This window comes from Saccharopolyspora erythraea NRRL 2338, assembly GCF_000062885.1.
Taxonomy (GTDB): Bacteria; Actinomycetota; Actinomycetes; order Mycobacteriales; family Pseudonocardiaceae; genus Saccharopolyspora_D; species Saccharopolyspora_D erythraea.
The window spans coordinates 380576-403435 of sequence record NC_009142.1 but is presented as its reverse complement, the minus strand read 5'-3'; the positions used below and the strand labels follow the sequence as shown (position 1 = coordinate 403435).

Annotated in this window: 20 protein-coding genes; 14 read left to right on the top strand and 6 right to left on the bottom strand. The window is 72.5% G+C overall.

Going from position 1 to position 22860, the window contains the following annotated elements:
- The first annotated feature begins 159 nt into the window (after positions 1-159).
- The 6 genes from SACE_RS01785 to SACE_RS01760 all read left to right on the top strand — a co-directional run bounded on the left by SACE_RS01785 (position 160) and on the right by SACE_RS01760 (position 8420).
- Positions 160-999, top strand: a complete 840-nt coding sequence (locus SACE_RS01785; RefSeq protein WP_009946483.1) for an HAD-IB family hydrolase — start codon at positions 160-162, stop codon at positions 997-999.
- A 1357-nt stretch (positions 1000-2356) separates the two neighbouring features.
- A complete protein-coding gene (locus tag SACE_RS01780; RefSeq protein ID WP_009946484.1) occupies positions 2357-4090 on the top strand; it encodes a glycoside hydrolase family 3 protein in 1734 nt (577 codons plus the stop codon).
- 29 nt (positions 4091-4119) lie between these two features.
- Positions 4120-5358, top strand: a complete 1239-nt coding sequence (locus SACE_RS01775; protein WP_009946486.1) for an exo-beta-N-acetylmuramidase NamZ family protein — start codon at positions 4120-4122, stop codon at positions 5356-5358.
- Positions 5359-5366: 8 nt separating this feature from the next.
- Positions 5367-7106, top strand: a complete 1740-nt coding sequence (locus SACE_RS01770) for a serine hydrolase domain-containing protein (RefSeq protein WP_009946488.1) — start codon at positions 5367-5369, stop codon at positions 7104-7106.
- Between the two features lie 57 nt (positions 7107-7163).
- Positions 7164-7700, top strand: a complete 537-nt coding sequence (locus tag SACE_RS01765; RefSeq protein WP_011873031.1) for a DinB family protein — start codon at positions 7164-7166, stop codon at positions 7698-7700.
- Positions 7701-8027: 327 nt separating this feature from the next.
- Complete coding sequence (locus SACE_RS01760) at positions 8028-8420, top strand: PPOX class F420-dependent oxidoreductase (protein WP_009946491.1); 393 nt, start codon at positions 8028-8030, stop codon at positions 8418-8420.
- 51 nt (positions 8421-8471) lie between these two features.
- On the opposite strand, the gene SACE_RS01755 is transcribed toward SACE_RS01760, so the two are convergent.
- Positions 8472-8981 carry a pyridoxamine 5'-phosphate oxidase family protein gene (locus tag SACE_RS01755; protein WP_009946492.1) on the bottom strand — a complete coding sequence of 170 codons (510 nt, stop codon included), beginning with the start codon at positions 8979-8981 and terminating at the stop codon, positions 8472-8474.
- Positions 8982-9051: 70 nt separating this feature from the next.
- Here SACE_RS01755 and SACE_RS01750 point away from each other — a divergent pair, with 70 nt between their 5' ends.
- Positions 9052-9555: an SRPBCC family protein gene (locus tag SACE_RS01750; RefSeq protein ID WP_009946493.1), complete on the top strand. Its 504-nt coding sequence runs from the start codon at positions 9052-9054 to the stop codon at positions 9553-9555.
- A gap of 44 nt (positions 9556-9599) precedes the next feature.
- Positions 9600-10172: a YybH family protein gene (locus SACE_RS35985; RefSeq protein WP_009946494.1), complete on the top strand. Its 573-nt coding sequence runs from the start codon at positions 9600-9602 to the stop codon at positions 10170-10172.
- 1653 nt (positions 10173-11825) lie between these two features.
- Here the strand turns inward: SACE_RS35985 and SACE_RS01735 are convergent.
- Complete coding sequence (locus SACE_RS01735; RefSeq protein ID WP_037305937.1) at positions 11826-13499, bottom strand: coiled-coil domain-containing protein; 1674 nt, start codon at positions 13497-13499, stop codon at positions 11826-11828.
- Between the two features lie 138 nt (positions 13500-13637).
- On the opposite strand from SACE_RS01735, the gene SACE_RS01730 reads away from it, so the two are divergent.
- From SACE_RS01730 to SACE_RS01715, 4 genes are all read left to right on the top strand, one after another.
- Complete coding sequence (locus tag SACE_RS01730; RefSeq protein ID WP_009946498.1) at positions 13638-14564, top strand: MurR/RpiR family transcriptional regulator; 927 nt, start codon at positions 13638-13640, stop codon at positions 14562-14564.
- Positions 14561-15478: an N-acetylmuramic acid 6-phosphate etherase gene (murQ, locus tag SACE_RS01725; protein ID WP_009946499.1), complete on the top strand. Its 918-nt coding sequence runs from the start codon at positions 14561-14563 to the stop codon at positions 15476-15478. The genes SACE_RS01730 and murQ overlap by 4 nt, the downstream gene beginning before the upstream one ends.
- 42 nt (positions 15479-15520) lie before the next feature.
- The gene (locus SACE_RS01720; RefSeq protein WP_009946500.1) at positions 15521-16366 is read left to right on the top strand and encodes an alpha/beta fold hydrolase; all 846 of its coding nucleotides are present in this window, start codon (positions 15521-15523) and stop codon (positions 16364-16366) included.
- A 229-nt stretch (positions 16367-16595) separates the two neighbouring features.
- Complete coding sequence (locus SACE_RS01715) at positions 16596-17384, top strand: ESX secretion-associated protein EspG (protein ID WP_009946501.1); 789 nt, start codon at positions 16596-16598, stop codon at positions 17382-17384.
- Positions 17385-17390: 6 nt separating this feature from the next.
- Here SACE_RS01715 and SACE_RS01710 read toward each other — a convergent pair whose 3' ends face one another.
- From SACE_RS01710 to SACE_RS01695, 4 genes are all read right to left on the bottom strand, one after another.
- Entirely contained in the window at positions 17391-17915 is a 525-nt protein-coding gene (locus SACE_RS01710) for a cysteine dioxygenase family protein (protein ID WP_009946502.1), read from the bottom strand.
- 87 nt (positions 17916-18002) lie between these two features.
- Entirely contained in the window at positions 18003-18911 is a 909-nt protein-coding gene (locus SACE_RS01705) for a LysR family transcriptional regulator (protein WP_009946504.1), read from the bottom strand.
- Positions 18912-18969: 58 nt separating this feature from the next.
- Positions 18970-19455, bottom strand: coding sequence for a GNAT family N-acetyltransferase (locus tag SACE_RS01700; protein WP_009946505.1), 486 nt, complete (start codon positions 19453-19455; stop codon positions 18970-18972).
- 81 nt (positions 19456-19536) lie between these two features.
- A complete protein-coding gene (locus SACE_RS01695; protein ID WP_011873027.1) occupies positions 19537-20412 on the bottom strand; it encodes a LysR substrate-binding domain-containing protein in 876 nt (291 codons plus the stop codon).
- A 154-nt stretch (positions 20413-20566) separates the two neighbouring features.
- On the opposite strand from SACE_RS01695, the gene SACE_RS01690 reads away from it, so the two are divergent.
- Entirely contained in the window at positions 20567-21931 is a 1365-nt protein-coding gene (locus SACE_RS01690; RefSeq protein WP_009946508.1) for an MFS transporter, read from the top strand.
- A complete protein-coding gene (gene kdgD, locus SACE_RS01685; RefSeq protein WP_009946509.1) occupies positions 21931-22860 on the top strand; it encodes a 5-dehydro-4-deoxyglucarate dehydratase in 930 nt (309 codons plus the stop codon). Before SACE_RS01690 ends, kdgD begins: the two co-directional genes overlap by 1 nt.

Below are 22860 nucleotides of genomic sequence, written 5' to 3'. Positions count from 1 at the left end.
GAGGGAACGTCCTTGCGTCGAGCCGCCATTCCGCTTCCCGTGAACCCCCATTCGGGTCAAGAAATGTTTCCCGCTCAATGGAACCCGGCCCGGGGACGGCACCCAACGTCAAAGGTGGTGCGCTATTGCGGGGACCCCGCCGCGCGGAGCGGGACTCGTATGCTGGGCGGCGTGACAGAGCCCGCGAACCACCCGGTCGCCCCGCAGCCACGTGTGGCAGCGTTCTTCGATCTGGACAAGACGGTCATCGCGAAGTCGAGCACGCTCGCCTTCAGCAGGCCGTTCTTCCAGGAAGGACTGATCAACCGGCGTGCGGTGCTCAAGAGCGCCTACGCCCAGTTCGTGTTCATGCTGGCCGGCGCCGACGCCGACCAGATGGACCGCATGCGCGCGCACATCACCTCGCTGTGCACCGGGTGGGACGTCGAGCAGGTCAACGCCATCGTCGAGGAGACGCTGCACGACATCGTCGACCCGCTGGTCTACAAGGAGGCGACCCAGCTCATCGCCGAGCACAAGGAGCAGGGCCACGACATCGTGGTGCTCTCGGCGTCGGGCCAGGAGGTCGTGGCGCCGATCGCCAAGCTGCTCGGAGCCACGCACTCCTCAGGGACCCGGATGGTGGTCTCCGACGGGCGCTACACCGGCGAGGTCGACTTCTACTGCTCGGCGGAGAACAAGGCCGCCGCCGCCCGCGAGCTGGCCGAGGAGTACGGCTACGACCTCTCGCAGTGCCACGCCTACTCCGACTCGGTGACCGACCTTCCGCTGCTGGAGAGCGTCGGCCACCCGACTGTGGTCAACCCCGACCGGGGCCTGCGCAAGGAGGCGGTACAGCGCGGCTGGCCGACGCTGGCGTTCGACCACCCCGTGTCGCTGCGCGCCCGCATCCCGACGCCGTCGCGCGCGGCCGTGACGGCCGCCGGGGTCGGCATGGGCGCCGTCGCGGCGGCCGGCGCGGCTTGGTGGGGCGTGCGGTACTGGCGTCGCCACCGGTGATCCGCCGACGGCGATCCGCTGATTCGGCCAATGCGCGCAATCTGCCTGCAAGCGCAGGTTCGCGGCGTGCGGTGCAGATCCGAAGGACCCTTGCAGTGACGCGCGTCACGGACTACAAAGGAAGTGCGGAACCTGGATTGGCCAGGGACGTTACGGAGGAGAAGTAGCGTCCACCCCATACCGGCTCCGTGCGCGGGACTCGGAACACCCACGCGCAGCCGCCGCGGGAGGCTGGTCGTCCACAGGGTCGCGTACCGGGACGCCGGACGCCGGGCCCACAAGTTACGACAAGAGTTGCACGCTTGGTAGTCCGAGAGCTCGCGCGAAGGGCGGCGCCCGCCAACGCAGTTGGCGGGCGCCGCCGCATGTCTGTGGGACGACAGGCCTGGGTCGGCCCGTCGGGGCGTGGACGGCTGGCGGGGTGGCGGCGCGGAAGCGGCTGGGGGCGGAAGCGGCTGGGGATGACGGCGGCGGGCGGCTGGGGATCACGGCGGCTGGGCTGACGGCGGCTGGGGATCACGGCGGCTGGGCTGACGGCGGCTGAGGTGGCGGGCGGAAGGCGGCCCGGTGGCGGAGACAGCGGCGGCGTTGACGACGGCAGGCGGTCGTGCGGCGGCAGGCGGCCGCGCGAATAGCAACCCGGCGGCAGGTGCCCGCGCGAATGGCAGCCCGGCGGCAGGCAGCGGCGTGGACAGCAGCTCATCAGCAGACGAGCGACCCGGCGCGCGGCGGCTGGCGGTGGCGTGTACGGCAGTTCGGTGGCTGGCAGCGGTGCCGATCGCTGCGTGCGGCAGGCGGCGGTGCGGACAACGGCACGGGGTCGCGTGGGGGCCAGCGGCGGCGTGGACAGCGACTCGGCGCCCCGCGTTCAGCAGCTCGGCGGCAGACAGCGACCGCGCGGTAGCGCGAGGGCAAGTGGCGGCGCGGACAGCAGGTCCGTGGCAGGCGGCCAGGCAGACGGGGACTCGGTGGAATGCAGCGATCCGGCGCTGGCGTGACGACAACCCTCGGCGTCTACAACGGGCCGGAGCGGAGAGCAGAGCTTCGAGCCCCTGCAACCAGCAGTGCAGTACGGGACCGAAAGGGCAGCGGATCAAGCCCTGTGACGGCGCCGCGGTGCGGGTGGTGGCCGCCGAACGCCGTCGGCGGTTCGGCGAAGCGGCCGAAGGCGGCCGCGGGCCGTGGACGCCGTCCGCAGCCACGCCGTTGCGCAGCGTTGACCGCCACCCCGCAGGTGGGTAGCTTCCCAATTCGACCGATTTCCCCGTGAACTTCCGACCGGGCGTTGCCGGACGGACCGCCGTCAGGAGGCACAGTGGGCAGGAGAAGCCGCCTCGCCGCGGCCACGATCAGCGCGGTGGCCGTCGTATCCGCCAGCCTGACCGCCATCGGCAACGCCGCCCCGGCCGGTGACGCCCACTCGTGGGCCACTCGCACCATGCGCGGCATGACGCTGGAGGAGAAGGTCGGCCAGCTCTTCGTCACCTACGCCTACGGCCGCACCGCCGACACCCCGCACCAGGCCAACCGGGACGAGTTCGGCGTCGCCACCCCCGCCGAGGTGGTGCAGAAGTACCACCTGGGCGGCATCATCCACTTCAACTGGACAGACAGCATCTACGAGCCGAAGCAGATCGCCGAGCTGTCCAACGGCCTGCAGCGGGCCGCGGTGACCTCGGGCGCGAAGATCCCGCTGCTGATCTCCACCGACCAGGAGCAGGGCCAGATCACCCGGATCAAGGAGCCCGCCACGCAGCTGCCCGGCAACATGGCGCTGGGCGCCGGGCGCTCGCCCGCCGACGCCGAGCGCGCGGCGGTGATCACGGGTCAGGAGCTGCGGGCGATGGGCCTGGCGCAGAACTTCGCGCCGAGCGGCGACGTCAACGTCAACCCCGCGAACCCGGTCATCGGTGTCCGCTCGTTCTCCTCCGACCCCGCGCTGGCCGCCGAGCTGACCGCGGCGCAGGTCCGCGGCTACCAGGGCTACGGCGCCGTCACCGCCTCGGTCAAGCACTTCCCCGGTCACGGCGACACCAACCAGGACAGCCACGAGGAGCTGCCGGTCATCGAGCACGACCGCCAGCAGTGGGAGGCCCTCGACGCGCCGCCGTTCCGCGCCGCGATCGACGCGGGCACCGACACCGTGATGAGCGCGCACATCGTCGTGCCGAAGCTCGACGACTCCGGTGAGCCGTCGACGCTCTCGCGCAACGTGCTCACCGGGATGCTTCGCGAGGAGCTGGGCTTCCGGGGCGTGGTCGTCACCGACTCGCTGCAGATGGAGGGCGTGCGGCACAAGCACCCCGACGCCGAGATCCCGGTGCTGGCGCTGGAGGCCGGTGCCGACCAGCTGCTGATGCCGCAGCACCTGCAGGTCGCCATCGACGGCGTGATCGGCGCGGTGCGCTCCGGCAGGCTCACCGAGAAGCGGATCGACCAGAGCGTGGAGCGCATCCTGCGGATGAAGGCGGGGCGCGGCGTGATCGACCGGCCCTTCGTCGACGTGTCCAAGGTGGACCGGATCGTCGGGTCGCCGCGCAACCTCGAAGCCGCGCAGAAGATCACCGACCGCACCACGACGCTGCTGCGCAACGACGCGGCTGTGCTGCCGTTGCGGCAGCCACCGGGCCGGGTGCTGGTGACCGGTGCGGGCGCGAGCCCGACCAAGGCGCTGGCGGGCAGCATCACCGCGCGCGGTTCGCAGGCGACCGCGCTGGAGACCGGTATGAAGCCGACACCGCAGCAGATCGACCAGGCTGTCCAGGCGGCCGGGCAGAACGACCTGACCGTGGTGCTGACCAACGCCGCGTGGAACGAGGCCAACGCGTCGCAGCGCGACCTGGTGCGCGCATTGCAGCGAAGCGGTAAACCGGTGGTGGCGGTCGCGGTCCGCGACCCCTACGACGCCGCCCACGTGGACGAGGTCCCGACCTGGCTGACGACCTACTCGGACAAGGCGGTGGCGATGGAGTCGCTGGCCAGGACGCTGTTCGGGGAGATCGCGCCGGTCGGCAAGCTGCCGGTCCCGGTGCCCGACCCGACCAGGCCGGGAACCGACCGCTACCCGTTCGGGCACGGTCTGAGCTGGTAACCCCACCAACCACGAGAGGCCCGCGAGACATGGATCGCCGCAGCTTCCTCACCACCTCCGCGCTGTCGGCGTCGATGCTCGGGCTCACCACCGGCGCCGCCTGCGCCGCGCCACCGACCCCGGCGCCGAACCGCTCCGGGGTGCTGACCGGCGCCGACGTGCTGGCCGCCGAGAACTGGCGGCCGATCACCGGCCGCCGCATCGGCGTGGTGACCAACCCGACCGGCGTGCTGGGCTCGATGCAGCACGTCGTCGACGCCATGCACGCCGGCGGTGACGTCGACGTCGTCGCGGTGTTCGGCCCCGAGCACGGCTTCCGCGGCACGTCGCAGGCCGGCGGGTCAGAGGGCGACTACGCCGACCCCCGCACCGGCCTGCCGGTGTACGACGCCTACGGCGCCGACGCCGACAAGCTGGCCGGGATGTTCCGCAAGGCCGGGGTCGAGCAGGTGGTGTTCGACATCGCCGACGTCGGGGTGCGCTTCTACACCTACATCTGGTCGATGTACATCGCGATGCAGGCCGCCGCGAAGGTCGGGGCGTCGTTCCTGGTCCTGGACCGGCCGAACCCGATCGGCGGCACGCAGGTCGCCGGTCCGCAGCTCGACCCGCGCTTCGCCTCTGGCGTCGGGCTCCTGCCGATCGTGCTCCAGCACGGCATGACCGTCGGCGAGCTGGCCAGGATGTTCGCCAGGGAGCACCTGCCCGGAACGCCGGAGCCCGAGGTCGTGAAGGTGCAGCGCTGGCACGGCCGCAGTCCCGGAACCGGGCTGCCGTGGATTCCGCCGAGCCCGAACATGCCGACTCCGGACACGGCCATGGTCTACCCCGGCACCGGCCTGTTCGAGGGCACGACGTGGTCCGAGGGTCGCGGCACGACGCGGCCGTTCGAGATCATCGGGGCTCCCGGCGTGGACTGGCGGTGGGCCGACGAGCTCAACGCCGCGGGCATCCCGGGCGTGCGGTTCCGCGAGACCTACTTCGTGCCGACGTTCTCCAAGCACACCGGGGTGACGTGCGGAGGTGTGCAGATCTACCGCGACGGCGAGATCGACTCGATCCTCGTCGCCGTGACCATGATCGTCACCGCCAGGAAGCTCTACCCGTTCGCCTGGCGCGAGGACGGGATGATCGACAAGTTGTTCGGATCCGACCGGTTGCGCACGATGGTGGACGCGGGTGCGGACGTGCGCGAGATCGTCGGGTCGTGGCAGGACGAGCTGGCGGAGTTCCGCCGCCGGCGCGAGGCTTATCTCCTCTACAGCTGAGGTGGCGGATGGGGAAGACGGTACTGGCGATCGCGGTGTTGTCGGTCGCCGCGCTGACCGCGGGCTCGGCTTCGGCTTCCCCGGTGGGTGGTGGTCGCTTCGACCGGCCGTGGGAGGGGTTCGCCCCGGCGAGCACCGAGCTGCGCGACGGCGACCCCTCCGACGCGGGCCTGCGGTCCAAGCCCATCGACCAGGCGGTCGGCCAGATCGAGGCGTGGACCGAGACCGTGCCCGGGCGGGAGCACCCGATGTACGCGGGCGCGGTCGGCCTGGTGGTGCACAACGGTGTCGTGGTGAGCCGCTCGGAGGCCGGGTACGAGGTGCGCTACGCCGACGGGCAGGGCACCGAGCTGCCGGCCGACCAGTGGGAACCGGTGGACCGCGACACGATCTTCGACGTCGCCTCGATCTCGAAGCTGTTCACCTCCATCGCGGTGTTGCAGCAGGTGGAGGCGGGGGCGGTCGACCTGGACTCGCCGGTGGCCCGGTACCTGCCGGAGTTCGGCGCCAACGGCAAGCAGACGATCACCGTCCGCCAGCTGCTCACCCACACCTCGGGCCTGCCCGCCGAGGTCAAGCTGTGGACGCTGCCGCCCCAGGACCGCATTCCGACGGTCATGGCGCTCCAGCCCAAGAGCCCGCCCGGGACCGCCTACACCTACTCCGACCCGAACATGATCACGCTCGGCGTGCTGGTCGAGCGGGTCACCGGTGACCGGCTGGACGAGGTGGTGGCCGAGGGCATCACCGAACCGCTCGGCATGCGCGACACCGGGTACAACCCGGATCGCGGCGAGCTGCGCCGGATCGCCGCGACCGAGTTCCAGGCAGATCCGCCGCGCGGGATGGTGCGCGGCCAGGCGCACGACGAGAACGCGTGGTCGCTCGGCGGCGTCGCCGGTCAGGCCGGGGTGTTCTCCACCGCCGACGACCTGGCGATCCTCGGGCAGACCCTGCTCAACGGGGGCGCCTACGCCGGTGAGCGCATCCTCGGCGAGCACAGCGTCGAGCAGATGCTCACCAACTTCAACAGCGCGTTCCCCGGCAACTCGCACGGCCTCGGCTTCGAGCTGGACCAGCGCTGGTACATGGCCGGGCTCAGCGGCCCGCACACCGCCGGGCACACCGGCTACACCGGGACGTCGCTGGTGATCGACCCCGCTTCGCGCTCGATCGTCGTCCTGCTGACCAACCGGGTGCACCCGTCGCGGTCCTGGGGCTCCAACAACCCGGCCCGCCAGGCGCTCGCGCAGGGGCTCGCCGAGGCCATGTCGGTCCGCCCGGTCCGGGGGTCGAAGTCGTGGTTCGCCCCGCCGCAGGGCCCGGCGACGCTGACGACCGACTCGCTGGGCTCGGTCACCGGGGCGGCCCAGGTGACCTTCGACGCGTTCGTCGACACCCAGATGGACGGCGACGGCGTGGACGCGCTGGCGGTCGAGGCCAGCGGCGACGAGGGCGCGACGTGGCAGCCGGTGCCGCTCACCGCCACCGGCCCGGGAGCGCCCGAGGGCCCGCAGCAGTCGCTGGCGGGGGCCGGCCACCGGTCGTGGTGGCGGGTGCAGGGCTCGGTGCCGGAGTCGTCCAAGCCGCTGCGGCTGCGCTGGCGCTACGCGCCGGACGACCAGTACGTCGGGCGCGGGGTCAACATCGACGGCATCTCGGTGGCCGACCGCGCCGGTGTGCTGCTCGACGGCGAACGCGACGACGAGCGGCTGACGCCCGAGGGCTGGTTCCAGACGCCGCGCTAGACCGTCGGGGGCCCGCGAGATGATGTCGGTGCCACCACGACGGAAATGAGGTGTCCGATGCCGACCCTAGTGCGCGCAGTCGCCGACGACCGCGACGGTCTGATCGCGTTCCTGGAAGAGCAACGCGCGTCGCTGCGCCGTGCCGTGCACGGTCTCGACGACGAGCAGGCTGCCGCCCGTCCGGTGCCGAGCAGCGAACTGTGCCTGGGCGGCCTGGTCAAGCACGTCGCCAACGCCGAGCGCAACTGGGTGGACGTCGTCGCCGGCCGCCCCTCCCCCGCGCGGGACTGGAGCAGCGAGTTCGGCATGGCCCCGGAGGAGACGCTGGCCGACCTGCTGACCAGGTACCGGAAGATCTCCGACGAGACCGCGGCCGTGTTCGCCGGTATCTCCGACCTGGACCGGCCGCTGGACATCGGCCCGCTCAGCGCCCTGATCCCCTCGGGTACCGAGCGGACTCCGCGCTGGGTGCTCTCGCACCTGATCCAGGAGACCGCGCGGCACGCCGGGCACGCCGACATCCTGCGCGAAGCGCTGGACGGCTCGACGGCGGCGGACCTGCTTCAGGCGACCGGTACGCCGTTGTTCGGCTGAGCCAGCGCCGTCGGGTAACGGCGGCGTTGACGCGCCGGACGTCCGGACCTCGGCGACCAGTGGCCCGCCTGGTGCGGGCGCAGGCTGGCGGCTGGCGACCGGCGCGCCCGTCTCGTCGAGGTACTGCGGCAGGGCCTCCCAGTCGTCGGCGGTGCTCCGCGTCGAACGTGACCTTCGTCGTCGACCGGCTGGAGGAGTTCGGACTGGCCGACCGCCGCCCGCACCCCCCGCGAGGGCGACCGCCGGACCAACGACTCCATCCTGCGCAAAGCACTGCGAGCCCGTTGAATCGTTGGCGACAGGCCGCGCCGACGAGGAGGAGACGACATGGCCGTGATCCCGCAGGACCGCGAGGACATCCTCAACAAGCGGGCGTTCGCCCACGTGGCCACGATCGGGCCGCGCGGCGAACCGCAGTCCAGTCCGGTGTGGATCGGGTGGGACGGCACCCACATCAAGTTCAGCCAGACCAAGACCCGGCAGAAGTACCGCAACCTGCAGCGGGACGCCCGGATCTCGATGTCCTTGCACGACCCCGACCAGCCCTACCGCTACCTGGAGGTGCGCGGTGAGGTCGTCCGGGTCGAGGACGACCAGGACGACGCGTTCATCAACAGCATGGCCAAGAAGTACCTCGGCGAGGACACCTACCCCTGGGCCCGGCCCGGCGAGGAGCGCATCGTCCTCTACGTCGAGCCGCGGCACTGCACCAAGCAGTGACGTGACGCGCCGCGCCGCCCCGGCCGGTGAGCTGGGGCGGCACCGACGCCGTCAGAAGGTCCAGCGGGTCTGGCTGTACTCGCCCTTGCGGAACCCGAACGCCGTCGTCGGCGCCACCTCGAACACCAGCACCTCACCGCCGGTCGGGTGCCGGAACGCGCCGTCGCGCCCGTCGAAGTGCCATTCGGCGCCGTACTTCGACTCGTACGCGTCGGCGAGGCGGCGCAGCCGGGCGTCGTCGACGACTCGCACCGCGTCGCCTTCGACGACGACGTCGAGCCCTTCCCAAAGGGAGTTGCGGCCAGTGGTGAGCACGCAGTGGGCGTTGCGCTCCAGGTTGCGCGCCTTGCGCTCCTCCGGACCGGTGCAGAAGTGCAGCGCGGCGTCCAGCCACACCGCCAGCAGCGGCGTGACGTGCGGACGGCCGTCGGGCCGCACCGTCGACAACCAGTACACCTCCGCGTCCTCCAGGACCTGGCGTGCTCGCGCCCAACTCGTCGGCGCAGCCCCCTCGACGCTGTAGCGGGTGTCGAGCCGGGCCGCGGGTTCTTCTACCGCCATCGCCGTCTCCTCTGGCATGCTTGTTAAAAGCAAGCTTGCTCTTCTTAATTGCAACCAACAAGGGGGAGCAGTGGATCCCGCACCCTTCCGCACCGACGTGAGCCTGCACCGCAACGGCACCGGGCGCCCGACGCTGCGCTTCGAACGCCACTACCGCCACCCGAAGGAGCAGGTGTGGCGGGCGCTCACCGAGGAAGCCGAGCTCGCCGCCTGGTTCCCCTGCGCCGCGCGCATCGACGCGACGCCGGGTGGCACCGCGACGTTCACCTTCCCGGGTGCCCCGCCCCAGTCCGGCGAGGTGCTGGCGGCGGAGCCGCCGCGCTCGCTGGACTTCACCTGGCACGGCGAAACGCTGCGGTGGCGGCTGGCCGACGCTCCGGGCGGATGCCTGCTGCGGCTGGACATCGAGAACCAGGACCCCGCCCACGCCGCCCAGTCGGCCGCCGGGTACGACCTGTGCCTCGACCAGCTCGCCACGCTGCTCGACGCGGGGTCGGTCCGGCGCGTCGAGATGCCCCCGCCGCGGGAAATCGTCCAGCACTACGCGGACGCGTTCTCCGTGCCGGATGCCTGATTCGACTGCACCGCAACGGATTCGGGCGATAGGCTGACGGAGTCATGACGACTGATCATGACAACCGCACGGCGCCTTTCCGCGCCGACGATCCCGCCCAGCACGCCGCGGCCTACGTCGCGGCTTTCAACAGCGGCGACCGCGAAGCACTCGACCAGGTCTACGAGGACGCGGCGGTGCTCGTGCCGGTGCCGGGCCATCCCGTGACCGGCGCGGAACGGGCTGCCGCCGCCGAACACCTGCTCGGGCTCGGACTGCCCATCCAGGCCGCGCCCCGGCACGTCTACGTGGCGGGCGACATCGCCCTGCTCATCGTCGACTGGTCGATCCGCGGCACCGCGCCGGACGGCACCGAGGTCGACATGGCGGGCACCGCCACCGACGTCGCCCGCAGGGGCGCGGACGGCCGGTGGCGCTACGTCATCGACAACCCGCACGGCACCGCGTGGCGGACGTTCGCGAGGTCGGCGATCCCGGAGCCGGAAGGCTCCTTCAGTTGCTCTCCGGGCTGGGGAGGTGGGGGCCGAGGTAGCCGATGTGGACCTCGCCGGTCGGGCCGCGGGTGTCGTCGAAGTAGTGCAGCCGCGGGGCGACCCCACCGCCCCGGTCGATCTTGACGTGGGCGCCGAAGAACTCCCAGCCCGAGCGGTGGACCTCCGGCGGGACCGCGAAGGTGCGGGCGTTGCGGAAGCGCGGCGTGTTGGCCACCATTTCGCTCTCGCCGGAGGCCACCAGGCTCGGGCTGATCCCGCGCGTCCCCCCGAACTCCCGCACGTAGTAGGAGAACCCGCGCAGGCAGGGTTCGCCGCCGTCGGCCGCGCGGCGGCGCAGGGCGTAGGCGGAGAGCAGTTCGAGCACGTCCCAGGTGCGGCGCCGCCACAGCGCCGACCGCAGGTGGCCGTCCAGCTCGACCGCCACCGCGGTCTGCGGCCCGAGCCGCAGCCCGGCGAGCTCCCGCTCCGCCGCCGCCAGCAGCTCGCCGAAGCCGGTGAAGCTCGGCGCGCTCCGCGCCGCCCGCGCTCCACCGCCGTCCGGCTCCGCCGGCTCGGCGCCGCGCGCCGCCCCGCCTCCGGCGGCGGCCCGCGCCCTGGACCGCTGCGCGACGACTTCGTCGTCGACGCGGTCCAGCTCCTCGGCGTAGAGCTCCGCTTCGAGTTCCGCCTCGCGCGCTTCGCGCCACGCCGCCGCGACCGAGCCCGTCCGCAGCGCGGCCTCCGCGCTGTCGCGCTCCTGCCGCAGCCGCAGCGTGAGTTCGGCCAGCCGCCGCCTCGACCGCCGGGCGAGCGCGACCTGGGCGGTCAGGGCGTCCAGGGTGGCGCGGCGGCGGGCCACCGACTCGGCGGCGCTGTCGGCCTCATCCCGGGCCGTCCTGGCCTGTTCGGTGACGGCGTCGAGGCGTCTGCGCAGGATGCGCTTGCCGCTGTCGTCGGGGGCCGGGAGCCAGCGAACGTCGCCGCCGCGCGTGGCGGGCACGATCCGCACGTCGTTCATGGGGTCGTCCAGCAGCGCCGACCACTCCCGCGCGGTGGCGCGGATCTTGCCGCCACCGCGCCACGAGCTCACCCGGATCACGGTGTCGACGATCCGCCGCCACACGCCCGGGCGGTCGAGCCGGGACACTTCGACCGTGATGTCCTCCTCGTGGCCGGCCCACCACGGCGGCACGTAGAGGCGCACAGCGCGGTGCGGGATGCGCCGGTCGGCGGGCACCAGGTCGTTGACGCGCTCGCGGACCGCGTCGTCCACCGGCAGCAGCCCGCACATGCCCCTGGTCGCGTTGCGGAAGCGCCGCATCTCCTGGCTCGGCCGGGCGCCCGGTTCGTCGTGGTAGACCAGCACGGGCGAGTCGCGCATGTCGCGGCTGAAGGTGTGTTCGAGGAACCCGACCTCCCGCAGGCCGAACAGCGGGTTCTGCTGGGTGAGCGAGTAGGCCGAGCTCGGGTCCTTCAGGCCGTGGTCGAGCAGGCCCATGCGTTCGACCGGGTTGCGCTGGTCGCGGATCGACCACGGGCGCCTGGCCTCGGCGTGGACCCAGAAGGTGACCTCGCCGTCGTCGGTGGCGCTCTCCCGCACGCCGACCATCGCCCGCACGGCCGACGAGCCGTGGCCCCAGGACATCCGCCAGCGGCGGCCTGAGCCCTCGCGGCCGCCGTCGATGAGCCGGAGCGCACCGGACTCGTGCAGCGCGACGAGCGTCCGCTCGTGTTCGAGCAGCGACGCCGAGGCGTGGCCCGCGGCGCAGAAGGACGTCGGCGGGAGCGGTTCGGGAGTCACAGCGCGGGCCCCACGTACCCGACGTGCACGACGTCGCCGTCCCGGCGGTAGTGCAGCACGTGGTGTCCACTGTGGTCGAGCAGCACGTGGTGGGCGAAGGGCCGCCAGTCGCCGTCGGCGGTCCGGAAGGTCAGCGCGGCGCCGGGGTCGGCCGTGGTGCCCAGCCGCAGCGGGGACACACCCGCATCGCGCAGGTGCCGCGCGACGTCGCCCCCGGCGGAGCCGAGCAGGTGCAGCACCCGGCGGCAGCGCCGGCGGCGGGCGTCGTCGAGGCGCTCGACCTCGTCTTCGACACCGGGCGCGAGCACCACGGTCGCGACGGGTGGAGCGGCGGCGACCCGGCGGGCAGGCTGCTCGTCGAGGTCACCCCGGACAACGTCTCCGGTGTCGTGACCAGAACTTTCGGCGTGGTCGCCGAGAGCCTCGGCTGAGGCGTCGGCCCCGTCGGCCGGGCGGTGCAGGTCCGCGAGCATTTCCTCGCGCCGGTGCAGTTCCGCCGAGCGGGCTCGCACTAGTCGTTGCGCGGCCTTGGTGCGGCGCAGCGCCGCGCCAAGCGACGTCCCGTCGAGCTCCGCCCGTGCAGCGTCGCGCTCCGCACGCAGACGCAGCACGCCGCGCGCCAACGCCGTGCGCGAACGCGTGAGCGCACGCAACTCCTCCCGATGCCGTTCGATGTCGCTCTCCAGTTCGGCGAGGGCGCTTTCGCGGCGAGTCCGCGCGCTGCGCAGCTCCGCGACGCTGTCACCGACGCCCTGGATGCGCTGGCGCAGCTGCGCCTTGTCGGCGCCGTCCCGGACCGCGTACCAGCGCGCGCCACCGCTGCCGGAGGGGGCGGCCACCCGCTCGTCGTTCCACGCGCCCTCGAACAACGCACGCCACCACTCGTCGTCCACTGGCATCGGTCCGTCCGGACGCCAGCGGGCCGCGCGCAATGCCGCGTCGGCCAGCGCCCGCCACGCCGCGTCGTCGTCGATCTCGTCGGCAGGCACGCAGATGTCCGGCTGGTGCGGCTCCCACCAGCTCGGGAGGACCAGCCGGGCGCCGCGTTCGGGAATCCGGCGCTCGGCGGGCAGTTCCGCGGCGAGCCTGCGGGCGGCGTCGTCGTCGAGGCCGACCATGCCGACCGCGCCGAGCGTCGCGCCGCGGAAGGTGCGCGCCCGGTGGGCGCCGGCCTCGCGGCCGTGGCGGAACAGCACCGGCATCCGGGTGGCGCGGTCGCGGATGACCGCCAGCGGCTGCTCCAGCGCGTCCTCGCCGCTGAACATCGACGATCCGGTGGCGGCCAGCGCGTTCGCGGGGTCGACGAGCACCTGCTGCCCGAGTCCGGGGCGGATCAACGGCGACGGCGCGTCCCACCCCCAGCCGAGCTCGCAGTGCGCGCCGAACCAGACCTTCGCCGCGTCGTCGTGGCCTGGGATGTCGATGGTGGCGAGGACGGCGTGGACGGTCGCGCCGTCGCGCGGCCAGCTCATCCGCCAGCGCCGCAGCGGCGGCCCCGCGCCGCCCAGCTCACCGCGGTCGTGCAGGCGCAGCGCGCCCGCCTCGTGCTGCTGGAGCAGGAACTCCTCGTGCTCCAGCACCCGCTTCGGGGACCAGCCCGCGGCGCAGAACAGCTCCGGCGGCACCGGTGCCGGCTCGCGCTCGGTGCTCGCCTCCCCCGTCGGACTCATCATTTCGAGCGTAGCCGCAGAAGTGTGCAACCCTGGTATGGCTGCGCACCGTCTTCGACGAGGGTTGAGACGCAGCCGTTACCATCGCCCGATGGAAGCGCATTGACCTGCACATATACCGGTTAGTAAGTTTCCCACATGGTCACCGACGACACCCTTCCCGAGTCCGGCGAAGCCAGCCCGCTGATCCGGATCCGCTCGCTGCTCCCCGGCCTGGCCCGCGCCGAGCAGCGGGTGGCCAACATCGTGCTGGCCGACCCGGCGTCGGTCGCCCGCCGCAGCATCACCGAGGTGGCCGAAGCCGCGGGCACCAGTGAGACCACGGTCACCCGCTTCTGCAAGGCAATCGGGGTGGGCGGCTACCCCGACCTGCGCATCGCGCTGGCCGCCGACACCGCCCGCACCTCCAGCCGCGACCGCGACCTCGGCAGCGACATCGGGCCGGAGGACGACGTCCGCAAGATCATCGAGAAGGTGTCCTACGCCGACGCCAAGGCCGTCGAGGAGACCGCCGACCAGCTCGACGCCGAGACGCTGCGCAGCCTCGTCGACGCCGTCGCCCGGGCGCGGCGCATCGACGTCTACGGCGTGGGCGCCAGCGCCTTCGTCGCGCTGGACCTCCAGCAGAAGCTGCACCGCATCGGGCTGACCTGCTTCGCGTGGTCGGACACCCACAACGCGCTGACCTCGGCGGCCGTGCTGCGCGAGGGCGACGTCGCGATCGGCATCTCGCACACCGGTGCGACCACCGAGACCGTCGAGGCGCTGCAGGAGGCCGGCAAGCGCGGTGCCACCACGGCCGCGCTGACCAACTTCGCCCGCTCGCCCATCACGGAGGTGGCCGACCACGTGCTGACCACCGCCGTGCGGGAGACGACCTACCGCTCCGGCGCGATGGCCAGCCGGATCGGGCAGCTCACCGTGATCGACTGCCTGTTCATCGGGGTCGCCCAGCGCCACCTCGACCAGACCAAGGCAGCGCTGGAAGCCACCTACGAAGCGGTCGGCGCACATCGCCTCGGCGCCCGCCCTGACCGTCGCCGGCAGAAGGAGGATGGTCGATGAGGGACACCGAGCGCGCGGTGCGGGTCGAATCCCCGACCGAACGGTCCAACCCCAGGACCAAGGACATCGACCTGCTGCCCACGCTCGACATCCTGCACCTGCTGAACTCCGAGGACCGCACCGTCCCGGCGGCCGTGGGCCGGGCGCTGCCGGAGCTGGCGCGCGCCGTCGACATGGCCGTCAGCGCGCTGCGCGGCGGCGGGCGCGTGCACTACGTCGGCGCGGGCACCTCCGGGCGGCTGGCGGTCCTCGACGCCGCCGAGCTCATCCCCACCTTCAACGTGCCGCCGAACTGGTTCGTCGCGCACCAGGCAGGCGGTGCCGGCGCGTTCCAGCGGGCAGTAGAGAACGCCGAGGACAACGCCGACGCGGGCGCCGCGACGATCGAGGCCGAGGCCACCGGCGCCGACTTCGTGCTCGGCCTGGCGGCCTCGGGCCGCACCCCGTTCGTCATGGGCGCGCTCGACGCGGCGCGGCGGATGGGCGCGGGCACCGGTCTGGTCTCGGCCAACCCCGAGTCCGCAGCGAGCTCCCCGGCCGAGGTGGTGATCGCCGTCGACACCGGCCCGGAACCGATCACCGGCTCGACCAGGATGAAGGCGGGCACCGCGCAGAAGCTGGTGCTCACGTCGTTCTCGACCTCGGTGATGATCCGGCTCGGCCGCACCTACTCCAACCTGATGGTGAGCATGCTCGCCACGAACGCGAAGCTGCGCGGGCGCACGATCAGCATCCTGCGGGAGGCCACCAACGCCCCGGAAGCCGACTGCGAGGCGGCGCTGACCGCCGCCGACGGCGACCTCAAGACCGCGCTGGTGCACCTGCTGACGGGGGTCGACGTCGAGCGCGCCTCGGCCGCGCTCGCGGTCTCCGACGGTCACGTGCGCGAGGCGATGAGGTCGCTCAACGCGTGAAAACCGGGCTCGCGGGCCGGGCAGGCGGTGGATGATGTCCGGGTGAGCCACACCTTCGTGCTCGTGCACGGTTCCAACTGCAACTCGTTCACCTGGGCCCCGATGCAGCGGGAGCTGGCCCTGCTCGGACATCGCAGCCTCGCCGTCGACCTGCCCGGCCACGGCTTCGCGGCGGGCTGGCACCCGTCCTACCAGGCACCGCAGGATCCGGCCGCGCTGGCGAGCGCACCGTCGGGGCAGGCGGGCCGGACTGTGGCCGAGTGCGTCGAGCACGTAGTCGAGGTCGTGCGCCGGGCGGCGGCGCACGGGCCGGTGACGCTGGTCGGGCACAGCCGCGGCGGACTGACGCTCACCGGCGTCGGCAACGCCGTCCCGGAACTCGTCGACCGGCTCGTCTACGTCTCGGCCTGGTGCTGCGTGGACAGCACGGTGGCCGAGTACGTGGCGTCGCCGGAGAACGCCGACAGCGTCCTCGGCGAAGCCGCGGGCGTGATGGTCGGCGACATCGCCGCGCTCGGCGCCATCCGGATGAACTGGCGCACCGCGGACGCGGGGCTCCTGGCTACGCTGAAGACGGCGATGCTCGCCGACGGCACCGACGAGGAGTTCCTGGCTTTTCTCAACACCCTGGAACCCGACGAGTCCCTCGACGCGGGCGGCATCGGCGTCCAGGCCGACGCCGCGACCTGGGGCCGGGTCCCGCGCAGCTACGTCAGGCTCACCCGGGACCGGTCGCTCCCGGTCGCGCTCCAGGACCGCTTCATCGCCGAAGCCGACGCGCTGACCCCCGGCAACCCGTTCGACGTGCACTCGGTCGAGGGCAGCCACGTCGGGTTCCTCGTGCACCCGCAGGAGGTGGCGGGCATCCTCGCCGAGCTCGCGGCGTAGGCGCGGGGCCGGGTCTCCCTCGGTCCGGAACCTACTTGTGGGCCTTCCGGGTGATTCGCGTGAAAGTTTCACAAAAGCGCTCCCGGGCGGCGCGGGCACGCTTGTAACCTCGCCGGGCGGTGATCAACAGGGGGTCGATCACCGCTGGTCGCGGCGGCCGTGACGGCCATTGTGGACATCGGTTCGCGTCGCGCCGACAGGGGGTTTTCGTTCACATCCGGGGGGAAGTGTGTCCGAGCGATGGCGCCTGCCACCGCTGTGGTTCGAACTGTGCTGGGAGGTCGGCGGATTCGGCGACCGCCCGATCCCGGTCGGCGGCTCCACCGACGAGTGGACGCCGCAGGAGCGGGTGGTGCTCCGGCAGCGTGCGCTGGCCGGGATGCGCGCCGCCGGTCTGCTGTCGGGGGACGTGCTGGCGCCCGCCCTGGCACAGGCACTCGCGCAGATCGCCAGGCCGTGCCTGTGGATCGACGGCGCGTGGCTGCCCGTCGCGGGCAGTCCGCCCGCCAGGCTGCTGTCGGTCGTCGCGGGCAGCGGAACGGTCCTGCTGGTGAGCGGCGGGGCCGACGCGCAGGATGTCGACATCTCCGTGCACCCGCGCACGTCGATCTCTGCCGCCGCGGCGCGGGGCATCCCGCAGGCGCCGCCAGGACTGCGCGCGTTCGTGTCCGTCCCGGCGAGCGCTTTCGAGCCGTGGGAGGAGGACTCGGAGAGCGTTGGTGGTGGTCCAGGCGATGCCGGCGGTGGCGGTCCCGGCTCGGAGCCGACGCTGCGGGAGATGATCGACGCGCCGCACTTCCGCGAGGGCCGGTTCACCGCGAACCTGCGCGCCCGCAGCGGCCGAACGCACCGCTCGCAGCCGCTCAACTGGTTCGACGCCTTCCAGCCCGACGGCCGCTACCGCCTGCGGCACGGACTCGGCCGCCGCAACGAACTCGGGCTCACACCGCTGAGCCCGGCCGACATCACCCACGCCCTCGACCGGCGCATCGCCGCCGTCGTCCGGGCGGGCGGCTAGACATCCCTAGACCGCCGCCCGGACGGGCAGGTCGTAGGTGCGCCGGACGCTGGTGCCGAGGGTGCCGATGTCGGCGCCGTAGACGTGCAGGGAGATGGCCTTGGTGGTGCAGGCGTTGCGCACCAGGTGGATGTCGCCGGGCGGGGCGAAGCCGCAGACGTCGCCCGCGGGGTTGGTCACCTGCTGGGTCGGCACCAGCGAGCTGCCGTCGTGCACGGTGAAGCGCTGCTCGTGCTCGACGCCCTCGTAGACGCCGGTGACGCACCAGGCGACGTGGTCGTGCACCGGGGTCCGCTGGCCGGGGAGCCAGACCAGCGCGACGACGGAGAACGATCCGTCGGGTTCGACGTGCAGGACGTGCTGCGTGTAGCTGCCGGGGTCGCCGGTGCGCTGGTCCTCGCGCAGCAGGTCCGGCACCGCGAGGAACGGCCGCAGTGCCTCGGCGACCAGTTCCGCCGTCCGCTCCGCGCGCTCCTCGCGCCGGACGACGTCGCGGATGGCCTGCACCAGGTGGATCTGCTGCGGAGTCATGGGCACAACCGTGCCCAGCAGCGGCAGGAGCGTCGACCACCGGAATGTTGGCCACCCCCAACGCCCCGGTTATGGCTCACACGCCGGTCATGGCTCGCGTCGCATCTGCTCTCCCACGCGGCGGAAGGTCTCCAGCATCAGCGCCGTCGCCGGGATGCGGCGGTGGTCGCGCAGCACGTAGGCCGAGATGCTGCGGTGGTGCACGCGCCGTACCCGCCGCCCGACGATCCGCGGGTGCTTCAGGAACGACAGCACGAGCCGCGGCATCAGCGCGATCCCCGTCCCCGCCGCGACCAGGCTCTGCACGGCCAGGTTGTCGTCGGTGGTGAAGGCGATGTCGGGTTCGAAACCCGCCGCCGCGCACGCCCGCACGAAGTGGTCGCGGCAGCGCGGGCAGCCCGCGATCCAGCGCTCGCCGCGCAGCTCGGCCAGGTCCAGCGACCGGCGCCGCGACAGCCGGTGCCCGGTGGGCAGCACCGCGACCACCGGGTCCTCCAGCACCTCGATGCCGATGACGTCGTCGCAGGGCCGTTCGCCGAAACCCGGGTAGGTGAAGGCCAGCGCGATGTCGCACTCGCCGCGCCGCAGGGTCTCCAGTGAACCCGGCGGCTCGTCCTCGACCAGCCGGATCCGCAGCCCGGGGTGCGCGCGGGTGGCCGACGCGGTGGCGGCGGGCACGATCGTCGCGCTGGCGCTGGGGAACGCGCAGATCCGGATCGTCCCGGCGCGCAGGTCGGCGATGGCCGAGATCTGGTTCTGCGCCGCCGCCAGGTCGGCCGTCACCGACTCGGCGTGGCGCGCCAGGACCTCGCCCGCCTCCGTCAGCCGCATCGCGCGGCCGACGCGGACGAACAGCGGCGTGCCGACGCAGCGTTCCAGCGCCCGCATCTGCCTGCTCACCGCCGGCTGGCTGTAGCCGAGACTGCGGGCGGCGGCCGAGTAGGAACCGGTCGCCACGACCTCGTGGAACATCCTGATGTAGCGCGGATCGACCATCCCGGAAATCTCCCACGGAAACGCGTTCACACGTCTCTGTGAAGATTCCCAGCGGCCGCTAGGCCAAGGTAAGCAGCAGGTGCGGGCGGGACCACGTGATGCTGCCGCGCGGCGGCACCTCGCCCACGCGGCGGGCGCCACGCGCGCGGTAGAACTCCTCCGCGGGTGGGTGCGAGACGATGTGGACGGCGCGGAGGCCGCGCCGGACCGCCTGCGCGCGCATGTCTTCGAACAGCAGCCTTCCCAGGCCGCGGCCCTGCTGGTCGTCGCCGACGAAGAGGTAGTCGAGCTCGCCCTCGCCGGGCTCTCCGCGACCGGGCGTCAGCATCGCGTAGAAGCCGCGCGCCGCGCCGTCGCCGCCCCTGGCCACCCGAACCAGGTTGGCGTCGAGGTAGTCCGTCGTGATCGTGTCACCGACGACCATCGCCTGGTACTCGCCCGCGTATGCGGCGCTGGCGCGCACCAGGGCGGTGAGCTGGCCGGCGTCGTCGTGGCGGGCGTCGTCCACGACGACGGGTGCTTCGTCGCGAGGCAGTTCGGTCATGCCCGCCAGTCAACCTCACGGGTCCGTCACCACGCGCCGGCCGTGGTCGCGCCGAACGAGGCTACCTCGCGGGAGCGCGGATCAGAGCAGGTCGAGCAGGGCGTGCAACGCCGGGTTGTCGTTGGCCCGCCGCCACATCAGGTGCAGCTCGACGGGTTCCGGGTCGGGAAGGTCGACCTCCCGGAACTCCACGCCCTCCACCCGCAGGCGCGCGGCGGTCGAAGGCACCAGCGCGATCCCCAGCCCGACCTGCACCAGGGCGAGGACCGTGTGGACCTGGCTGACGTGCTGGACGTAGTGCGGGCGCACCCCGGCCGCGCGGAAGACGCTGATGAGCAGGTCGTAGAAGTAGGTGGCGTCGGTCGGCGAGTAGGTCACCACGTCCGCGCCGTCGAGCCGGGCGAGCTCCAGCGGTCCCTCGCCGCGGGCGAGCGGATGCTCCTGCGGCACGGCGGCCAGCAGCGGCTCGGAGCGGATCCGCCGCGACTGGATTCCCGGTCCCGCGGCCGTCGGCCGGGCCAGCCCGAGGTCCAGGGCGCCCGAGGAGAGCTGCTCCACCTGGTCGCGGGTGACCAGTTCCCGCAGCACGACGTCGACGTGCGGCAGCCGGTCGCGGGCCGTGCCGAGCAGGCCGCCGAGCACGCCGTAGGCGGAGGTGGCGGTGAAGCCGATCCGCACGATGCCGGCCTGGCCGCTGTTGGTGCGCCGCACCGAGAGCGTCGCGTTCTCGGCCTCGTGCAGCAGCCGCCGGGCGTCGGCCAGGAACGCCCGTCCGGCCGGGGTGAGGCGGACCGCGCGGCCCGCGCGGTCGAACAGCCGGACCTTGAGCTCCTTCTCCAGTTGCTGGATCTGGCGGCTCAGCGGCGGCTGGGTCATCCGGAGGCGCTGCGCGGCACGGCCGAAGTGCAGTTCTTCGGCGACCGCGACGAATCCGGCGAGCTGGTTCAACGTGAACATCGATGCCGTTCGGGTATCAGTGCATGCCTTATCGGAGTTGGACGCGCATTGAAGACCAACCCTAGTGTCGTTCGCAACCGGCGCCAGTGACCAGCACCACGTGGCCGCGATCCGGCCACCTCGCCCCGGCCCTCAAGCTTCGAAAGAGTGACCGATGACGTTCACCCCCGCGAGACCCGACGCGCTGTCCAGCGCGATCGGCAAGATCTTCCGGCGGGTCGTCCCGCTGTTCGTCGTCATGCTGGTCTGCAACCAGCTCAACCGCTCCAACATCGGCTACGCCGAGACCTACCTGGAGGCCGACGTCGGCATCGGCGCCACGGCCTACGGCTTCGGCGCCGGCCTGTTCTTCATCGCCTACGCGCTGTTCGAGCTGCCCAGCAACGTGATGATGGAGAAGTTCGGCGCCCGCGTCTGGCTCACCAGGATCATGGTGAGCTGGGGCCTGGTGTCGGCCGCGATGGCCTTCGTCAACAGCCCCGAGATGTTCTACGTCCTGCGCTTCCTGCTCGGCGCCGCCGAAGCCGGGTTCTTCCCGGCGGTGATCTTCTACTTCACCCGCTGGCTGCCCGACTCCCACCGCGGCCGGGCGACCGCGCTGTTCGTCGCCGGTTCGTCCATCGCCGCGGCGATCTCCGGACCGCTGTCGGGCCCGCTGCTGTCGATGCACGGGTTCCTCGGCGTGCGGGGCTGGCAGTGGCTGTTCGGCCTGGAGGGCGCGCTTTCGGTGGTGGTGGGCGTCGTCGCCTACTTCTTCCTGGACTCGAAGATCCGCGACGCGAAGTGGCTGACCGAGGACGAGAAGACCGCGCTGATCTCGCGCATCGACGAGGAGGACGCCGCCAAGACGGCCGAAACCCGGGGCGGGTCGCGTTGGCGGCTGCTGCTCGACGGCAAGCTGCTGCTGTTCTGCTGGATCTACTTCGCCATCCAGCTCTCCATCTACGCCAACACCTTCTGGCTGCCGTCGATCGTCCGGCGCATCGAGGGCACGAACGACATCACCGTGGGCCTGCTGTCGTCGCTGCCGTGGATCTGCGCGGTGGTCGCGATGTACGTGTCCGGGCGCGCCGGGGACCGCGCGGGCGACCGCCGCCCGCTGCTGGTCGCCGCCCTGATCACCGCCGCCGTGGGGACCTGGCTGGCCGCGGTCGTCTCGCCGTGGCCCGCGCTGGCCTTCCTGTGCGTGGCCGCGATGGGCTTCAAGAGCGCCAGCCCGCTGTTCTGGTCGATCCCGCAGCGCAGCCTGAGCCCGGTGGTCGTGGCCCCCGCCATCGCGGTGATCAACTCGCTGGGCAACCTGGGCGGGTTCGTCGCCCCGTTCGGGTTCGGCTTCGTCAAGGAGCAGACCGGCGAGGTCACCTACGGCCTGTACGCCCTGGCGCTGGCCTCCCTGCTGGCCGCCGCCTCGGTGCTGCTGATCCGGCAGCGGCGGGCCGGCACCCCTGTCGCCGGCGAAACCGCCGGGCAGCGCGATGAACCCCGAGCAAGCGCGATGAACGAGGAGAATCACCGCTGATGTCCAGCTATCCGCCCCACGAGGTCGCCCAGCGGCTGGCCTCCGGGCTGCTGTCCTTCCCGGTCACCCACTTCCGGGCCGACCTGACCTTCGACGAACCCGCCTACCGCGAGCACATCGGGTGGCTCGGCCAGTTCGGCGCGGCCGGGCTGTTCGCGGCCGGGGGCACCGGCGAGTTCTTCTCGCTCACCCCGGCCGAGGTCGAGACCGTCGTGTCCGCCGCCGTGCGGGAGGTGCCCGACGGGCTCCCGGTGATCGCTCCCGCCGGGTACGGCACCGCGATGGCCGTCGAGCTGGCGCGGGCCGCCGAGCGCGCCGGAGCGCACGGCATCCTGCTGCTGCCGCCGTACCTGACCGAGGCCGACCAGGAGGGGCTGGCCGCGCACGTCCGCGCGGTGTGCGCGGCGACCGGGCTCGGCGTGATCCTCTACAGCCGCGCCAACGCGGTCTACACCGAGACCACCGTCGCGCGGCTGGCCGAGGACTGCCCGAACCTCGTCGGGTTCAAGGACGGCGTGGGCGACATCGAGCGCATGACGCGGCTGTACGCGCGGCTGGGCGACCGGCTCACCTACGTCGGCGGCCTGCCCACCGCGGAGACCTTCGCCCTGCCCTACCTGGAGCTGGGCGTGACCACCTACTCCTCGGCGATGTTCAACTTCGTCCCGCGGTTCGCGCTGGACTTCTACGACGCGGTGCGCCGCCGCGACCACGCCGAGGTGCGCCGGCGGCTGAACGACTTCGTGCTGCCCTACTGCGACATCCGCAACCGGCGCGCCGGGTACGCGGTGAGCATCGTCAAGGCCGGGATGAAGGTCATCGGCCGTCCGGCCGGGCCGGTCCGCAGCCCGCTGACCGACCTGGACGATGCGGAGCTCGCCATGCTCGCCGACCTCGTCAAGTCGATGCCGGCCACCGGGGAGGCGTGA

Excerpts from the sequence above, each read along its gene's own strand:
- SACE_RS01735 (WP_037305937.1), bottom strand. The coding sequence starts at position 13,499 with ATGAGTCCGACGGGGGAGGCGAGCACCGAGCGCGAGCCGGCACCGGTG.
- SACE_RS01730 (WP_009946498.1), top strand. The coding sequence starts at position 13,638 with ATGGTCACCGACGACACCCTTCCCGAGTCCGGCGAAGCCAGCCCGCTG.
- SACE_RS01690 (WP_009946508.1), top strand. The coding sequence starts at position 20,567 with ATGACGTTCACCCCCGCGAGACCCGACGCGCTGTCCAGCGCGATCGGC.
- SACE_RS01785 (WP_009946483.1), top strand. The coding sequence starts at position 160 with ATGCTGGGCGGCGTGACAGAGCCCGCGAACCACCCGGTCGCCCCGCAG.
- SACE_RS35985 (WP_009946494.1), top strand. The coding sequence starts at position 9,600 with ATGACGACTGATCATGACAACCGCACGGCGCCTTTCCGCGCCGACGAT.
- SACE_RS01705 (WP_009946504.1), bottom strand. The coding sequence starts at position 18,911 with ATGGTCGATCCGCGCTACATCAGGATGTTCCACGAGGTCGTGGCGACC.
- SACE_RS01765 (WP_011873031.1), top strand. The coding sequence starts at position 7,164 with ATGCCGACCCTAGTGCGCGCAGTCGCCGACGACCGCGACGGTCTGATC.
- SACE_RS01760 (WP_009946491.1), top strand. The coding sequence starts at position 8,028 with ATGGCCGTGATCCCGCAGGACCGCGAGGACATCCTCAACAAGCGGGCG.
- SACE_RS01695 (WP_011873027.1), bottom strand. The coding sequence starts at position 20,412 with ATGTTCACGTTGAACCAGCTCGCCGGATTCGTCGCGGTCGCCGAAGAA.
- SACE_RS01775 (WP_009946486.1), top strand. The coding sequence starts at position 4,120 with ATGGATCGCCGCAGCTTCCTCACCACCTCCGCGCTGTCGGCGTCGATG.
- SACE_RS01755 (WP_009946492.1), bottom strand. The coding sequence starts at position 8,981 with ATGGCGGTAGAAGAACCCGCGGCCCGGCTCGACACCCGCTACAGCGTC.
- kdgD (WP_009946509.1), top strand. The coding sequence starts at position 21,931 with ATGTCCAGCTATCCGCCCCACGAGGTCGCCCAGCGGCTGGCCTCCGGG.
- SACE_RS01700 (WP_009946505.1), bottom strand. The coding sequence starts at position 19,455 with ATGACCGAACTGCCTCGCGACGAAGCACCCGTCGTCGTGGACGACGCC.
- murQ (WP_009946499.1), top strand. The coding sequence starts at position 14,561 with ATGAGGGACACCGAGCGCGCGGTGCGGGTCGAATCCCCGACCGAACGG.
- SACE_RS01710 (WP_009946502.1), bottom strand. The coding sequence starts at position 17,915 with ATGACTCCGCAGCAGATCCACCTGGTGCAGGCCATCCGCGACGTCGTC.
- SACE_RS01770 (WP_009946488.1), top strand. The coding sequence starts at position 5,367 with ATGGGGAAGACGGTACTGGCGATCGCGGTGTTGTCGGTCGCCGCGCTG.